Origin of the sequence: Bradyrhizobium sp. LVM 105, from assembly GCF_003957705.1 — a bacterium.
GTDB classification, from domain to species: Bacteria; Pseudomonadota; Alphaproteobacteria; order Rhizobiales; family Xanthobacteraceae; genus Bradyrhizobium; species Bradyrhizobium frederickii.
Genome location: NZ_QZMV01000002.1, coordinates 34,119 through 50,079, shown reverse-complemented (window position 1 = coordinate 50,079; position 15,961 = coordinate 34,119). Strand labels below are relative to the sequence as shown.

The following is a 15,961-nucleotide window of genomic DNA, read 5'->3' as shown; positions in this document are numbered from 1 at the left end:
CAATCTGTTCCGACGTATCAGGTCAAACGACCCGGTCGAGAATTCGGACGTATTCCTCGACCATGGCATCTACCGAATAGCGCAGCCGCAGGCCTTTGGCGTTTTGTCGCAGCTCGTCACGTAATTGCTTGTCGGTTACCAGCCTGGAGACCGCCGCGGAGAGCTTCGCATGATCGGAGGCATCGACGAAGAGTGCAGTCGGTCTGCCCTCGTAGGACAACACTTCGCGCAGGACGGGAAGATCGGTCACGACTGAGGGAACACCGGCGTTTGCGGCCTCCACCGCGGCCAGACCGAAGGTCTCGGCCTGGGTCGGAAAGACGAACACGTCGAGACAAGCGAGGAAGTCGGCCATCCGGCCGGGAGGGATCTCCCCCAGCAGATGCAGGCGGTCCGAGACGTTCAAGTCGTTCGCCAGCCGCCTCAGCCGCGCCTCGTCGGCTCCCTGGCCGGCCAACGCAAGATGCCAGGTCGGTTGATCGGGCAGCAGACCTATCGCCAGATCGAGTCGCTTGTGCGGATGCAGCCGTGCCGCGCAGCCGAGCAGGACGCGCTCCGGCGGCAGATTGAATTGACCTCGTGCAGTCTCCTTCGACAGGGTGAGGGCCTTGTCGTCGAAGCCGTGCGGCACATGCACCATGCGCGACCGGTAGGCGGCGGGATAGCGCGAATATTCGCGCTCCATGTCCTGCGAATTGAGCGTGATGCAGTCGAAGAAGCCGAGGCTGCCCATGGCGATGTCGGCGGTGCGGACCGGCCAGCTCATCGCCAGCGCGGATGAAACCTGATTGGCGACGACGGGTGCCCGGCTGACGAGGCGCGTGACGCCGGCACCGATGACGTTGCCGAAATGCTGGAAGGTCAAGACGGCGTCGGGCCTGGTGGTTCTGATGTGGCGGCCGAGCGTCCACAGCATCCGCAGCAGCGCCAGCGGATTGCCCGGCCGGCTCGGCGCGCAGTAGAGCGTGGCGGGCGGCTCGTCAAAGGAGTCCGATTTGCGGAAGAAGAACAGATTGGTGACCCGGTGACCGCGCGCGGTCAGCCCGGCGCCGAGCAGCCGGGAGATCTCCTGTGCACCGGCGTTCTCGGCCTGGGTTTGCGCAAGAAGCACGTGGAGTTTTCGCCCATTGCCGTTCGGCCGCGCAGGTGCCGTCGCGCTCGTCTCGCCCAAGTCCTTGTTCGGCTGATAATGGAGCACGGATCCCGACCCGCTAAAGCAACGAAATCTTCACCTTCTTAACTCCGTACCTATCATGCGGGCATCCCGCGGACACCGGCTAGCAACAAACGGAGTTAATGCGACCTCATTGCGACGCCGTGGTTCGCGCAGCATTTCCGCTGGCTTGCGACTGGCGCACAGAAGGCGCGTTAACCAATCGATCCTGCGCGCAACTGCTGATAACGCGAGCGGCGCGTGACGACACCTAGTCACGCGAGTCCGCGCTGCGAACTGCGTAATTGCCACGCCTCGATGCAGGGAAGCGCAAGAGCACGAGAACTGAGGGATCCACCCCGCTGCGCCGGCGGCAGAGGACGTTCAGGGCGATGGTCGCGAGCGCGAGCGACACGGTCGTCGAAATCGCCGCGCCAAGCACGCCGAGGAAGGGGACCAGGACGAGAAATCCGACGAGCCGCAGCGCGACGTTGGCGGCGACAACCGGCACATAGATTCGTTCATGGCCGGTCAGCTGCAGGATCGCAGCAGCCGGGCCGCCCGCCGCCTGGATGGCGGTTCCGATTGCGAGCACGATCAGGACCGAATGCTGCTCGGCGAAATGAGGTCCGAACAGGTTGAGGAGATAGGGGCCGCCGATCCAGATCGTGGCGAGACCGGCGACGACGCACAGCGCAGTCACTTCCGCCATCAAGCGCGAGGTCCGCTCGAATTCTCTGAGGTTCTTGCTGAAATACAGCGACGGGAGCCGGCGCGCACCGAACGTGTAAAGCGCCGCGGAAACCATGGCGAAAATGTTGGCGAGGCGCGAGGCGGCAAAGTAGACTCCTGCGGTCGTCGGATCCAGCATCCAGTAGACCAGGATGACGTCGAGATACTGGCTGGCGACTTCGAGGATCGATGCGATCCAGAAGTGCAGGGCACTCGATCGCCAGCGTGACGTCTCCGAGCGCGCCGGCGTCCTGCGCAGATCCGGCAGCACGCGCGCGACGGATACGATCTGTGCGACAAGGCCAACCGACATGGCGATCGTCATCGCCGCGAACATCTCGGCTGGATCGAGTTGGCGATGGACGAGCAGCATGACGAGCAGGAACAGGACGACGATGGCCCGCCAAAGGAACTCGCGGTTTCCTTCGCCCATGAGAATGCTGACCAGCGAGCGCGCGATCTGGCTTCCGAGCATCAATCCGGCATTGACGGCCGTGTAGGCCGACACCGCAAGGATCAGCAGCCACCAGTTGCCTCTCATGCTCGCGACGATCGCGATCCCGCCGATCACGATCAGCATTGCGAGCGAGGCGATCTTCAAGCTCGATTTAAGGACGCCCTTGGTAAGGTCCGGCCTTTCGCCGACCTGATATTCGTTCAGGAATCGCACCAGCAAGGATTCCTGGCCCACCAGTCCCACGACGGCTGCAATCTGCGCGACCGAAAGCCAGGTCGCAAAGATGCCGAAGCCGTCAGGCGACATCGTCCGCGCCGCCAGCGAGAACAATGCGAACGCGAGCACGCCGCTGCCAACCTTGAGCAGGATGGTCCCGGCAACACCGCGCGTGACGTCGCGCCGCATGAACTGGAGAATGGATGCGATCATGGAAGGGTTAAGGGGCTGCGCTTCCCCTGACGAGACATGTTCCGATACCGGCGAGAACCTAGCATGTCGAGCAAACGCGAGTGTTAATGGACGAGCTGGAGGATTTCGGCGGTCGCGGCGATATCGCAGTGATGCCGGTTGCTTCGTTCTGGAACATCGCTGTCTCCATTGTCCAACATCTGCGAGTTCCAGGTCGCGCGACTGACGGCATGGCGCCGCATCGACGACTGAGAAGGCGCGATCTTGGGCTCGCGCGCAGAATGGATTCGGGACAGCAAGACGCGTGCCGCGGCGAGTCGGCGAACTGGGCGCTTCCGGTCATTAACCTCAATCTCAGGAAATGTTCGCACCTCGTCCTGCGATGCGACATCAGGCGAGAGAATTGCACTGCAGACGCCGTTAACCGTGGGAGCCGGAGCCATGACCAGAACCGTGACCGAGCCGGTCGACGGGGGCGAGACCGCAACCATCGACTCGGACGTCGCAATCGTCGGTGGCGGCCTTGCGGGATCGCTTGCGGCAGCCGTGCTGGCGCGGGCAGGGCATCGCGTCGCTCTGATCGACAAGCGCGCGGTCTATCCGGACGAATTCCGGGTCGAGAAGATCGGCGGGCATCAATTGGCGATGCTCCGCAAGCTGGGCTTCCTCGACGCGCTCGACAAGGTCGCCTGTCGATATGATCAGGTGCTCAATATCCGGGAAGGCAAGGTGGTCGATGTCAGCGTCGGCCAGGCCTACGGGTTTCCCTATGCCGATCTCGTGGCCATGGCTCGTAGCCAGATGCCCGATTCATCCGGCCTGATCGTCGACGAGGTCACGGCGATCAGCTGCAGCGACGACGTCCAGCATCTCGAACTGGCCTCCGGACGGCAAGTGACCGCGCGCCTCGTCGTCCTGGCCACAGGCATGGCGGGAGCTCTCGCTTACAAGCTCGGGATCAGGCGGCGCGTGCTGGCCGAGCGCCATTCGGTGTCGTTCGGCTTCACGATTGTCCGCCAGGATGGTCGTCCGTTCGATTTCGAGGCGCTGACCTGCTATGGCGAGCGCACGGCGGACGGCATCGACTATCTCAGCCTGTTTCCCGTCCGCGCCGGCATGCGGGCCAATCTCTTCATGTTCCGCGACCCGACCGATCCTGTTATGCGCGAGTTGCGCCGCGAACCGGAGGCGACGATCTTGCGCCTGCTGCCGGGATTGCGGAGCTACCTCGGTGATTTCCGTGTGACCGATCGCGTCCAGAACTGGGTGATGGATCTGACCGTCGTCGAGGGGCATCTCCGGCCCGGAATCGTGCTCATCGGCGATGCGTTCCAGACCAATTGTCCCGCGGCCGGAACGGGTGTCGCCCGCCTGCTCGTGGACGTCGACCGCCTCTGCACCGAATACGTGCCGCAATGGCTCATGACCGCAGGCATGGGCCTGGAGAAGATCTCGCAATTCTATGCTGACCGCGACAAGATCGCGGCGGACCAGCAGTCGCTGAAGATGGCGCGCTTTCGCCAGGCCCTGACGTCCCGTAACGATATCGGCTGGGATGTCCGGCGCCGATTGCACTTCCTGCGGCGCAGCCTGACACACCGTGTCGATCAGATGCATCCGGGCTGGCTCGGGCGTGTTCGCGGCGCGCTGCGCGCCTGAGCCTGCGTCTTTCGCCCGCCGCCGGATCAGCGCGTAGGCGTCGGCGTGCGGGCAGGAGGGAGCCGCAAATCCGCTAGCCGCTTGGCCGCCAGCTTCAGCCAGGGCGCCTGATTCAGCGCGAACAGGGCGACGGCGCCTGCGGGGCTGCCGACCTGCGTGACCGCCCACATCGGCGACGGCTGCCCGCCGAACAATTTCTTGTATGGCTCGTCACCAATGGTGAAATCGAGCATCTGATCGCCGCGCTCGATACAGTCCCGCGCCACCTGCTCGAACATCAGAGCGCCGAGGGACTGGCTCTTGTACCCGGCAATGTCGAAGGCGCTCATGATGACGAGGAAGCTGTCCCGATGGCACAGTCCGAGCACGGCCGCGATCACTTCGCCGTCCATCTTCATGGCGTAGAGGCGTACGAAGCTGCCGAGACCACGAAGGGCCACGTCGGAATAGAAGCCGAAATACTCGGGACGCTGAAGCAGGTCGCCGTCGCCTTGTGCCTGAAAGCGCGGACCGCGAAACCTCTTCATCACCTCCATCGTCTCGAGCACGGAGGCGCTGTCGTTGCAGCATGAGAAGCTCAGCGCGCCCTTCTTCTGGAGCTGGCGATATTTCTTTGCAAGCTCCTTCTGATAGGAGCGATCGAGCGCACTGGCGCGCCATTGCTCGAACGGTGCGACGAGAACCGTCGCGTAGGCATTGGTGTCCATCGACACGCGGCGCGATGCAGCCAGGAGGTCTTCGATCGGAAGCCGGCTGTCGGGCAGCTTGGTCATTCGCAGCAGCTCGAAAGGGCGAACGAGGCGGCGGATCTGCGCGCATGCCTCCGAGTCGTCGAGCAGTTGCGAAAACACCTCCGGGCTGCAAACCGGTGCCAGGTAGTCGGAGACGCGCAGATCGGCAAACTCGACCGTTCGGATCGGACCGCGCCGGATCCGCAGCAGGGGCAGCACCATCGCAAGTGCCCCCGTCGCGCGGTGGCGGACCACGACGACCAGCGGTGCCGCGCCGGCATGCGAGGCGAGCCTGGCGTAGAGGCTGTGCAGCCAGATCGGATGCTGGAACGCGGTCGCGGCCGAGCGATCAAACAGCCCGGCATATTCCGGGGATAGAAAGTCGAACGACTGCTCGATGCCGACGTCGAACGTGTTGCTTAGCTTGTTCATGCGCAATCAAGGACACCAGGCAGTTCGCGAAGATCGATCGAGCCGTAGCTGCGCTTTATAGCAGGGTCGTTACGGGCGAGACACCGGCGGCGTGCGATTTGCATCAATGCGCTCAACCACGTTCGTATCGTTATCAAAGTCTTAAATCTCGGATCCGTCTGGATGTTGTTGCACGATCGCGGTGGATTTCCAGACCTCGTCATTCGTGTAACATCGCCGGCACAGTCCTGAATGCGCAGACAATGTCCCTCTTCTCACGACGAGAATTGCTCGATGCGGCGGCACGGATCGCGGCGCTGGCTGCCTGGCCCGCTGGCGCAGCCGCTGACGATTACCCCTCCCGGCCCATCAGGCTGGTCATTCCCTATACGGCCGGCGCCGCGGGCGATCAGATCGGCCGTCCCTGGGCCGACAGGACTGCCCCGCTGCTGGGGCCGATCTATGTCGAGAATATCGGCGGCGCGGGCGGCGCGATCGGCTCCGCCGCGGTGGCGCAGAGCGCACCCGACGGCTATTCGCTTCTGCTCGGCAATGGCAGCACCCAAGTATTGATCCCGCTGTCTTCGGCTCAGCCGGCCTATGACGCGGTTCGTGATTTTCGCGCCGTCTACCGCCTGATCACCAGCACGCTTGCATTCGCGGTTCATCCGTCCCTGCCAGTGAAGGATCTGCGGGAGCTGACAGCTTTTGCCAAGGCCAATCCGGACAAGCTCTCCTACGGCACGCCGGGGCTCGGCACCGGCAATCATCTCGTCGGGGAGATGTTCAGACGGCAATCCGGCCTCGGGGCGGACTTCATCCATGTCCCCTATCGGGGCATGGGGCCCGCGACCAACGACCTGGTGAGCGGCCAGATTTCTTCGGTGATTGCGGTGGTCTCGAGCCAGATCCTGCAATTGCATCATGCGGGCAAGTTGCGGCTGATCGCCGTGACGAGCGATCGGCGGTTGATCGGCGCGCCGGACATTCCGACGGTGATTGAGGCCGGCATGCCCGGCCTCGGATACGCCGGCTGGTTCGGCTTGTTCGCTCCAAGAGCGACCCCGGATACGGTCGTGGAGCGGATCGCTGCGGCGACCCGTACGGCGATGGCCGATCCAAAGTTGCAGGAAAGCTATCGTTCGCAAGGTCTGGAGCCTGACGTCGATTCAGGTCCCGACAAGTTTCAGCGCCTGGTCGAGGACGAACTGGCCCGCCTGGCTCCCGTCGTCAAGGCGATCGGGCTGAAGCGTGACTGAGATGAGCTTGCCGACGTCATAATGTGGGCTTTAGAGCGCTCGTTCCGACATGAGCCCGGACCGCATGGCGCTCGGATTCGATCCAGCCATGTTGGCGCGATGTCAGAGACGCACGCCGGTCGTAGCGAACGCTTGGGCGACGGGCTCCTGGACTCCGTTCAAGACCACCATCCCCGCAATCGCCATCAATAAGGCCACGACACAGCCAAGCAAAAAGGCCTTCATCTTCAGACTCTCTCGATTGGAACATCAAGCCATCTATACGATACATCCTTGGTGTGACCAGTTGGAAACTAGTCCGGGCGATGCCAAAAGTCGGTTATTGCGGTGCACGCTTCGGAACGGAAGGCGGCTTGGCCCATTTCAGTACGGACATGGGAGGATTCCGCGTGAAATTGCTGACAACGTCCTTCTTCGCAGCACTTTGCCTTTCCGGAAGCGTCTACGCGCAGCCCGCACAATCCGGCTCATCGGCTGCGCAAACCCCGCCCGAGGACAAGGGCCAGCGACAGCCGCAAGGCTGGACCGGCCCGATCAATACGGGGTCGGGTGGCGCCCCCGCCGAAAGTCCGCAAGGTCAGAGTCCGCCTGGAATGCAGGCTGCGCCAGAGGGATCGTCGAAAACCACGACGGCGCCGGCCAAGTAGGCCGGTTCCGATATTCATCTCTGCCGGCGCTTCTGGCAATCTTGAGAGCGTGCATGTGACCAGGGCCGGCCGGGAATGACCAGATCACCTTTGTGCGCGACGATGGCTGCCGCACTGTGGGCCGTCTTTGCCGTCGCATCCGCGCAGGCCGACCTGGCGGGACACGGTGGCCCCGTCCGGGCGCTTGCCGTTTCCCCCGACGGCGACGAGCTTCTGTCCGGGAGCTTCGACACGTCGGCCATCCATTGGTCCCTCAGGACGGATAGCGCAGAGCAAGTGCTTAGGTATCATGCTGATGGCGTCAATGCGGTCGTCCTGCTGACGAACCGCCGCATGATAACGGCCGGCGCGGACGCACGGATTGCGATTTGGACGGCGGGCCGGCCGCAGCCGGACCGCGTGCTGGAGGGACATGTCGCGCCGATCGTGGCGCTTGCCGTGTCGCCCGATCGATCGCTTCTCGCATCGGCATCGTGGGATCGGACGGTGCGGCTCTGGTCGCTATCGGACGGCACGTCGCGTGTGCTCGAAGGGCATTCGCAGAACGTCAACGGCGTCGCCTTCACGCCGGACGGCAGGCTTGTCAGCGTCGGCTACGATCTTGCGCTGCGCATCTGGCATTTACCGGATGGCCAGCCTGAAACCGTGACGTTGCCGGCGCCGCTGAACGCCGTGGCCGTGGCGCCGGATGGTGAAATCGTCACCGCTGCGGTCGATGGCAGGCTGCGCATGCTGAGCAGGGAGGGCAAAGTCAGCGGCGAGGTCGCGGCCAGTCCCACGCCGGTGGTGGCTTTGGCAATGTCGGCGGACGGCACCTTGATCGCTGCGGCCGGCATCGGCGGCACGGTGGCGATCATCGATCGCAAGTCGCGCAGCCTGTTGCGAACGCTGGTTGGACCTGGTCTGCCGGTATGGTCGGTCGCCTTCCTGCCGGATCGCGAGACGCTGCTGACCGGTGGTGCGGACGGCAAGATCAGACGCTGGAATGCGCGCACCGGCGATCCCATCGGCTCGATCCTGGCAGGATTGCCGCCCGATCCTCTCGCCGCCTATGCCGGCGATCATGGTGCCGACGTGTTCCGGGCGTGCGTTGCCTGTCATACGCTGTCGGAGAAGGAGGTGCAGCGCGCGGGTCCGACGCTTGCAGGATTGTATGGCCGCAAGATCGCATCGCTGCCGGGCTACCGTTTCTCCGATGCCCTGAAGTCGATGGACATCATCTGGACGCCAGAGACGGTTGCAAAGCTGTTCGAAATTGGACCGAACGCCTACACCCCTGGCACCAGGATGCCGGAGCAGCGCATCGGCTCGGCCGAGGATCGCCGCGCGCTCACCGATTTCCTTGGCCGCGTGACGTCGCGCTAAAGCATGATCCGGAAAAGTGCGCAGCGGTTTTCCGGATCATGCTTGAACAACAACCTAAAGCGCGATGACGATTCATCCCAGTCGCATCGCGCTTTAGCCGCCGCTCAGATCGAATCCCAATTGTCCATCGGAAGATCCCTCATCTCCTGATGTTGCTTGAGGATCTGAATGACGTCGATGCCGGGGTGCTCCTTGAGCGCCTCCGCGACGCAATGGTTGACGTATTTGCGGCGCGACAGCCATGCGATCTTCTTGCCCTTGGCCTCGGCTTTGCAGCCGACGATCGCCTGCTTCACGGCGACCTTCTGCGCCTTCGTCAGCGGAGGAGCGGCAGCTTCGGCCGCTCCTCCGCCGAGAGCGATGGAGATCATGCACGTCGACAGAGCTGCGATCAAACGAGACATGGTGATGCTTCCCCCTGGTTTCCTGCCCCTTGAGTCTGGTGGTCTTGTCTAGTCCTTGCCCTCGCGCTGGCGCAGGTAGTCGTCCGTGGTGCGCGGCGGTGTTCGTTCCGGAACGCCCTTGAATGGATCGAATTGCTGCTCGCTGGTGACGATGACGCGGCAGTCGGCGCACATCCTGAGCGTCTCGATCCGTTTGTCGCCGGCCGGATACATCCAATGGCGGCCTTCAAGCTTGGCTGCGATGCGGTCGATCGTGCTCTTCACGCCGAACGGCGTGCCGCAACGAACGCAGAGCGCGGGCTCCTCCTCCTTGAGAACAGCGGCGGGCGCGCGGGCGGCGCGGAAATCGATTTGCGGCACGAGGCTGATGACCTTCTCGGGACAGGTGCTCTCGCACAGCCCGCATTGCACGCAGGCGTCCTCGATGAACTTCAGCACGGGCCGGTCGGGATCGTCCCGTAGCGCGCCGGTCGGGCAGGCCGAGACGCAGGAGAGGCACAGCGTGCAGCCGCTGGCATCGACGCGGACCGCGCCGATCGGCGCGCCCTGCGGCAGCGCGATCACGTCGACCGGCTTCGGCGCCAGACGATGCAGCTCGCTCAATCCGAAGCGCAAGAGGTCGCGCCGCTTGCCCACGGTCTTGAAGGTCGCGGGCGTCGCGACGGCCGCGAGCGTGCCGATGTCAGTCAAATGCTCGCCGAGCGCATCGGGATCGTCTGTTTCGATGGTGGCGAGGCGGCGGCCGGCAAATCCGAGACCGTCGAGGATCGCCTCGGCCATGTCGATCGTCTGCAACAGTCCAGTGACGTCGTGGCGCGGCTTGGCGCGCAGCAGATAGCGCACGGCGGAGACGCCATAGGCGAAGGCGCCGACGATCGCCTCGAGCCCGAGCTGGGTCAGCTCGTTCACGGCAAAGGGAAGCACGTTCGCCGGCAGGCCGTCGCCGTGACGCGCCAGCGCATCGATCAGCGGCGTGCCGTGCGGGCTGTCGTGAAAGAGCAGCACGGCGTTCGCGCCGCCGGCCTCGCGGTAGGCGAGCAGCATGGCGCGAATTCGCTGCAGCTGCGTATCGGCGGGCGGCAGCGCGTAGGATGCAGCGCCGGTCGGGCAGGCGGCCGCGCATTGGCCGCAGCCCGCGCAGATGTTCGGGTCGATCGCGACATGATCGCCGACGGGGGTGATCGCCCCGGTCGGGCAGAGATCGAGGCACCGATGACAGCCTGTGCGCTTGGAGCGCGAATGGGCGCAAAGAGCGGGCGTGACATTGACATATTTCGGCTTGTCGAAGCTGCCGACGAGATCGCGGGCAGTCAGCACGGCGCGCAGCACCGCAGCGGGATCTTTCGTGTCGGCGCGAAGATAGCCGTCGCGCAGGTCGTGAGCGGGAAACAGCGGTCTATCGCCGGAAAGATCGAGCACGATGTCGCAGCGCGAGGTGACGCCGCTTCGCGCCGCATCCAGCACGAAGCGATCGCGCGAGGAGGGGCGGGGACGCGCATAGTCGTCGATCGCAAGCTCGAAGGCGCCGAAATGCCCCTTCGCGGAGCGGATCGTCCCCTTCACGATCGGGAAGACCGTCGCCGCCGGCGGCGCCATGTCGTCGAGCTGCTTCAGCATCACCGTGACGTCGAGATGATCGGCCAGCAGGCGGCCGGCCTCGATCGCGGCCTCATCGCGCCCATAGATCAGGACCACGCCCTCGCTCGACAAGGTGACGAGCGGATAGTCCGGTGCCTGGACGGAAGCGGACGCGAGCAGGGCGGCCATCTTCGGGCCGGCGCGCGCGCCATCGCGCGACCAGCCGGCAGCTTCGCGGATATTGACGAAACTGATCGCATCGGGCCGGTCGCCGGCCTCGTCCGAGAATTGCGCAGCCTGCTGCGTGCAGGCGACGGTCAAGGCGCCTTCTGTCGCCGCGATCTTGCGGAAATGATCGAGCTCCGCACCGCAGAGATGGCTGAAGCTCTTGATCTCGCTGCTCGGACATCCGCGCCGGATCGCGGCCGCGTCGAGGCGCATCGTGCCTTCGCACGAGCAGATCAGGACGGTCTTCGCTGGCTGCTCCAGGTTAACCCCTCCGCCATTCGGGCGCCGACGATGGACTCGCGCCGGCCCCTTGCCTCGTATAGACATTATCCATCGGGAAGAAAAGGAAAGCGGAGGACGGTCTGCCGTCGACCCCAGTGAGCCATGTTTCCCTGGCGGAACCGATCCGCCTGCCGCCGCCGTTCACGTTGGTGCGGCTGCGCGAGAGTGGCGACGCTTTTGCCCACGCATGCCGCATTGCACCGGAAAGCGGCGCCGGTACGCTCGTCTATGTCGGCCGCTTCGACCTCGCAGAGTTCGCCGTCGTGCTCGAGCCGGCCGAGCCCTTGCGCAGCGCGCGGCGCGCGTTCTACGCCGGCATGGTCGCGCTCACCGATGCGCTTCGCGCCTATGCGCCGCCGAGCAAGCCGATCACGATCGGCTGGCCCGATGCGGTCAGGATCGACGGCGGGTTGGTTGGCGGCGGCCGGATGGGATGGCCGTCCGATGCCGACGAGGATGCGCCGCCGCCCTGGCTGGTATTCGCAGCCATGATCCGGACGGTGGCCATGAGCGATGACGATCCCGGCGTTCACCCGCTGGCCTCGGCCCTGGATCAGGAAGGCTTTGGCGAGGTCGGCGCCGTGCAGATCACGGAGAGCTTCGCCCGGCACCTGATGCTGGCGCTGGATCGCTGGCGGGTCGACGGCTTTGACAGCCTCGCGCGCGACTATCTCACCCGGATGCCGCGCGAACGGCAGACGATGCAGCGCATCGACGATCGCGGCGATGTTCTGACACGCCGCATCGGGACGGATCGGGTCGAGCGAAGCGACCTCGTGCAGGCGCTCGCGACGCCGTCCTGGCTCGATCCCTCACTTGGAGGACCGCGCCTGTGAAGCTCCTGCGCACCATCGCGCTCGATCCCTCCGACACCTTCGTGTTCGACGTGGCCGCGGAGCCGGGCGAATGGGCCGTCTCCGGCGCCTTCCGCTTCTGGGACCGCGACGGCGCCCGGCTCGAAGGCAAGGAGCGCGCGGCGTTTCGGGGCGGCTTCCTCGGGGTGCAATCCTGGGGCTGGTCGACGCTGGCGCAAATCGTGCCGGCCACCGCGGATGACTGTCACAGTCTGATCGAGCTCCTGGCCAGGCAGCTGGTCGATCGTTTCGGCGCGCCGGACATGGCTGCCGCGAGGACAGCCGCGGAAGAAGAGGTCGCATTCGCCCAGTCGCTGTGCAGCCATCCGATCAGCTCGCTTATTGCAGTGCACCGCAGCTCAAGCGATGGCGAGGTGCGCGAATCCTTCCGCCGGCTGCAGCTCCGCGACGGGCAGGGCCACGGCAAGGCGTTCTCGTTCATGGAAATGGAGGACGACGTCCAGCCCGACGGCGATCTCAAGCTTGCGGATCTGGGCCGGGAGCCGACCGACAGATGAACGATTTCTGGATCGCGTGCGGTCATCACCTGCTCGATCGCGACGAGGGCGGCGGGCTCCGCGTCACCGATGAGTTCCTCAAGGCCTATTTTGCCCGTCCGGAACTGATGCCGCCGGAGGACGCGTGCCCGGTCGAACGCCGGCTGCACCGCGAACTGCTCGCCGAGCCGCGGCGCCTGGTCAGCGCTGACGAGATCGCCGGGATCGTCGACGCCGATGCCCGGGAGAATTGGCGCTTCGTGCTGGCGTTTCGCGATCTCCTGGTGCGGCATCCGACGCTCGAAGCCGCCTATCTGGCATTCGTACGATCCGGAGCGAACGATCTGCCGCCGCTGTTCGTCAACCAGCTCGTGCACGTCATCCTGCGCAACGCGCTCGATGGCTGCGACGATCCGTTCGTGCTGCGCGCGGCCGAGCTGTTCTTCCGGATCCAGCGCGTCCTGCCGCATGAGCAGGCCCTGTTGCTCGGCGACGAGGAGATCGTCGGCGGCCGGAGCCCGACCCCGGTGCTCTCTCTGATGTCGATGCTGGGGGCGACCATCGATGCGACGGTCGAGGTGTTGAGCGAGGATAATGCGCAGGCCTATTGGCAGCGCAGCGACCAGTTCGACATGGCGCTCGACCTCACGCCAGACGGGCGTGGACCAGCGGCGCTGGCCCTGGCGATGACGCGCTGGGTATCCCATCTGCTCGGTATCGACGTGACGATCGAGCCGCTGCGGGCACTGCAGGACGCCAGGCTGACCTGGTATGTCGGACTCGACGCCGACGCCACCAGGCTTGGCGACCGTCTTTGGCGCGGCGAAGAGCTCGACGAGCGCAGCGCCGACCGCGTGCTTGCGCTGTTCCGGCTGACCTTTGCGGATTCCAGCCAGGCGCTCGACGATGTCGGGGCTGAGCCCGTCTACTTGATCCTGTCGATGACGCCCGATCAGAAGCTTCGGTTGAAGCCGCAGAACCTGCTGACCGGGCTGCCGGTGAAACGTCTGGAGATGGCGACATGAGCCCTGCGGCGTTGCCGACCCTCTCGATTCCCGTCGGCGTCGTGGTCGAGCGGCGCAAGGCTGCCTCGCCCTGGGTCGACTTCGTCTGGCGCGGGATCGCCGTGCTGCCGAACGAGCCGGCCACAACACCCTGGACCGTGCTTCGCGAGCAGGACGACACCACCCTGTTCTATGCCGGAAGCGCCGCCATCGAGCTTTATCCCTCCGAAACGGCGCGCTATCGCGACAATCTCGCGTCAGGCAATCCAAGCCTATGGACCGTGCTGTCGCCATCGGAAGGCGTCTGGCCCTATGCGGTTGCGGCGGTGACCGCCGATCCTGCGGAGGGTGAGGGCTTTACCGAAGCCGGCGACAATCTGGTCGAGGCGGTGCCGATGCCGGAGGCCCTGCTTGAGACAATTGAAAAGTTCGTTGCCGAGCATCATGTCGAGCGGGAGTTCGTCAAGCGCAAGCGGCGCCGCGCCGACCCGGAGGCGCTGGCGCGGCGCGAACCTGAAGGCGGACAGGAATGAGCGAGGAGGAGTTCCTTTCGCGGTGGTCCCGCCGCAAGCGCGAATCGCGAGCGGAGCCGGCGAAGCCTGCCGAGACACAGCCCACGCCGGCGGCCGAGACCGGGAACGCCGAGAGCGAGCTTGATCTCTCCAGCCTGCCGTCGATCGACGACATCAATGCGGCGACCGACATCACCGCCTTCCTGCGCAAGAACATTCCACAGGAGTTGAGCCGTGCGGCTCTTCGCCGCGCCTGGGCGACCGATCCCGCCATTCGCGACTTCGTCGGGCTTGCGGAGAATGCGTGGGACTTCAACGACCCGACTGCGATGCCCGGCTTTGGGCCACTGGATTGCTCCTCGGAGGAGCTGGCCGCGCTGGTCGATCGCGTCGTCGGCGGCGTGCGTGAGGCACTCCAATCCGCTCCCGAGGTCGGGGCAGCGGATTCTTTGCCGCAATTGCATCAAGCCGATGCCGCAGCGACCGCCGATGTCACCGAGCCGTCGGACGCGACCGACCCATTGGCAATTCCTGTTGCAACGCAACCGGCGGCGGTTGACCGGTTGGCCGACCTTGCTGAACCGATCAGGACTCGCACGCATGGTGGTGCGTTGCCGCGCTGAGCAACGCGACCAAAGGCTATAGGCTAAGCCTATGAGGAGCGATTGACCGCCCGCGGAACCAGGATTACGCTTACCTAGTGCTTTGTAACAAAAGCGATAATCAAGCAGACGGGACTTGGATGGGAGGTCCACGTGCGTGATGACGGGCTTGATCGCGCGATCGATGCCGCGGGCGGCATCGCTCAACTTGCGCGTAAAATAGGCATCAGCCAGCCCTCGGTGTCGAATTGGACCCGCGTACCCGCACAACGGGTGGTTGTAGTCGAATCCGCCACGGGCGTCTCCCGGAATGATCTGCGGCCCGATCTCTATGGCGAACAAGCCGGTTCGGCCGAACTCGTCGATCCCATCGACGCGGCGCGCGCGCAGGAATACGCGCTGCTGGCGACGCTGCTGTCTGCGCCTCCGTCGAAACGTCTGCTCGATCGTCTCGCGGCGCTGACAGGTGACGCAACGCCGCTCGGGCGCGCACACGCGGCGCTGGCCGATGCCGCCGCGAGCGCGGTCGCAGCGCAAGTCGAGCGCGAGTATTTCGATCTGTTCGTCGGGCTAGGCCGCGGCGAATTGTTGCCCTACGCCTCCTATTACCTGACGGGCTTTCTGAACGAACGACCGTTGTCGCGCCTGCGCGCCGATCTGACGGCGCTCGGCATCGAGCGGCTCGCCAACAATTCCGAACCCGAGGATCACGCCGCCATCCTGTGCGAGGTCATGTCGGGACTTGCCGACGGCAGCTTCGATGCTTCGCCCGAGGCGCAGCGCGCATTCTTCGAAAAGCACGTGTCACCTTGGATGGGGCGGCTGTTCGCCGACATGGAGAGTGCCGGCAACGTCAACTTCTATCGGACGGTCGGCGCGCTCGGGCGCACCTTCATCGAGATTGAGACGGAAGCATTCACATTCGCCAACTGATCGACGCGGGTCGGTCCGGGAGAGATGCGATGAGTGACGAGACGAAAGCAAAGGTCGGACGCCGCGATTTCCTTCGCAAGGTCGGCATCGGCACGGTCGGCGCCGGCGCGACGCTTGCGACGCCGCTCGTCGGGTCCGCGCAGGCGGACAGCGAGAACAACGATGAAAAGCGCAAGGCGCGCTACAAGGAATCCGATCACGTCAAGACGTTCTACCGCGTCAACCGTTATCCGGCCTGAGAGGGA

The 15,961-nt window shown here is 64.9% G+C and carries 15 protein-coding genes; 10 read left to right on the top strand and 5 right to left on the bottom strand.

Annotated features, from left to right (window positions below):
- Positions 1 to 22 precede the first annotated feature (22 nt).
- Both D6B98_RS05590 and D6B98_RS05585 read right to left on the bottom strand, forming a co-directional pair.
- Positions 23 to 1,198, bottom strand: coding sequence for a glycosyltransferase family 4 protein (locus D6B98_RS05590; protein ID WP_126255945.1), 1,176 nt, complete (start codon positions 1,196 to 1,198; stop codon positions 23 to 25).
- Between the two features lie 226 nt (positions 1,199 to 1,424).
- A complete protein-coding gene (locus D6B98_RS05585) occupies positions 1,425 to 2,771 on the bottom strand; it encodes a lipopolysaccharide biosynthesis protein (RefSeq protein ID WP_126255944.1) in 1,347 nt (448 codons plus the stop codon).
- Between the two features lie 420 nt (positions 2,772 to 3,191).
- Here D6B98_RS05585 and D6B98_RS05580 point away from each other — a divergent pair, with 420 nt between their 5' ends.
- The gene (locus D6B98_RS05580; RefSeq protein ID WP_164718420.1) at positions 3,192 to 4,409 is read left to right on the top strand and encodes an FAD-dependent oxidoreductase; all 1,218 of its coding nucleotides are present in this window, start codon (positions 3,192 to 3,194) and stop codon (positions 4,407 to 4,409) included.
- Between the two features lie 26 nt (positions 4,410 to 4,435).
- Here D6B98_RS05580 and D6B98_RS05575 read toward each other — a convergent pair whose 3' ends face one another.
- Complete coding sequence (locus D6B98_RS05575) at positions 4,436 to 5,572, bottom strand: GNAT family N-acetyltransferase (RefSeq protein WP_126255943.1); 1,137 nt, start codon at positions 5,570 to 5,572, stop codon at positions 4,436 to 4,438.
- A gap of 242 nt (positions 5,573 to 5,814) precedes the next feature.
- On the opposite strand from D6B98_RS05575, the gene D6B98_RS05570 reads away from it, so the two are divergent.
- Together D6B98_RS05570 and D6B98_RS05565 are read left to right on the top strand one after the other, a co-directional pair.
- On the top strand, positions 5,815 to 6,810 hold the full coding sequence (locus tag D6B98_RS05570; RefSeq protein WP_126255942.1) for a Bug family tripartite tricarboxylate transporter substrate binding protein: 996 nt from the start codon (positions 5,815 to 5,817) through the stop codon (positions 6,808 to 6,810).
- Between the two features lie 749 nt (positions 6,811 to 7,559).
- Entirely contained in the window at positions 7,560 to 8,822 is a 1,263-nt protein-coding gene (locus tag D6B98_RS05565) for a c-type cytochrome (protein WP_245481264.1), read from the top strand.
- Between the two features lie 104 nt (positions 8,823 to 8,926).
- Here D6B98_RS05565 and D6B98_RS05560 read toward each other — a convergent pair whose 3' ends face one another.
- Together D6B98_RS05560 and D6B98_RS05555 are read right to left on the bottom strand one after the other, a co-directional pair.
- The gene (locus D6B98_RS05560; RefSeq protein WP_245481262.1) at positions 8,927 to 9,226 is read right to left on the bottom strand and encodes a hypothetical protein; all 300 of its coding nucleotides are present in this window, start codon (positions 9,224 to 9,226) and stop codon (positions 8,927 to 8,929) included.
- Positions 9,227 to 9,274: 48 nt separating this feature from the next.
- The gene (locus D6B98_RS05555) at positions 9,275 to 11,245 is read right to left on the bottom strand and encodes a 4Fe-4S binding protein (RefSeq protein ID WP_126255940.1); all 1,971 of its coding nucleotides are present in this window, start codon (positions 11,243 to 11,245) and stop codon (positions 9,275 to 9,277) included.
- A gap of 164 nt (positions 11,246 to 11,409) precedes the next feature.
- On the opposite strand from D6B98_RS05555, the gene D6B98_RS05550 reads away from it, so the two are divergent.
- The 7 genes from D6B98_RS05550 (at position 11,410) to D6B98_RS05520 (ending at position 15,955) form a co-directional block, all read left to right on the top strand.
- On the top strand, positions 11,410 to 12,150 hold the full coding sequence (locus D6B98_RS05550; RefSeq protein ID WP_245481260.1) for a biotin/lipoate--protein ligase family protein: 741 nt from the start codon (positions 11,410 to 11,412) through the stop codon (positions 12,148 to 12,150).
- Positions 12,147 to 12,686, top strand: coding sequence for a DUF6505 family protein (locus D6B98_RS05545; protein WP_126255939.1), 540 nt, complete (start codon positions 12,147 to 12,149; stop codon positions 12,684 to 12,686). The genes D6B98_RS05550 and D6B98_RS05545 overlap by 4 nt, the downstream gene beginning before the upstream one ends.
- A complete protein-coding gene (locus D6B98_RS05540) occupies positions 12,683 to 13,690 on the top strand; it encodes a DUF6352 family protein (RefSeq protein WP_126255938.1) in 1,008 nt (335 codons plus the stop codon). Before D6B98_RS05545 ends, D6B98_RS05540 begins: the two co-directional genes overlap by 4 nt.
- Positions 13,687 to 14,202 (top strand): DUF3305 domain-containing protein, encoded by a 516-nt coding sequence (locus D6B98_RS05535; protein ID WP_126255937.1) that lies wholly within the window; start codon positions 13,687 to 13,689, stop codon positions 14,200 to 14,202. The genes D6B98_RS05540 and D6B98_RS05535 overlap by 4 nt, the downstream gene beginning before the upstream one ends.
- Positions 14,199 to 14,804 (top strand): DUF3306 domain-containing protein, encoded by a 606-nt coding sequence (locus tag D6B98_RS05530; protein ID WP_126255936.1) that lies wholly within the window; start codon positions 14,199 to 14,201, stop codon positions 14,802 to 14,804. Before D6B98_RS05535 ends, D6B98_RS05530 begins: the two co-directional genes overlap by 4 nt.
- A 132-nt stretch (positions 14,805 to 14,936) precedes the next feature.
- Entirely contained in the window at positions 14,937 to 15,716 is a 780-nt protein-coding gene (locus tag D6B98_RS05525; RefSeq protein ID WP_126255935.1) for a molecular chaperone TorD family protein, read from the top strand.
- A 29-nt stretch (positions 15,717 to 15,745) separates the two neighbouring features.
- Positions 15,746 to 15,955: a twin-arginine translocation signal domain-containing protein gene (locus tag D6B98_RS05520; protein WP_008553089.1), complete on the top strand. Its 210-nt coding sequence runs from the start codon at positions 15,746 to 15,748 to the stop codon at positions 15,953 to 15,955.
- The last annotated feature ends 6 nt before the right edge of the window (positions 15,956 to 15,961 follow it).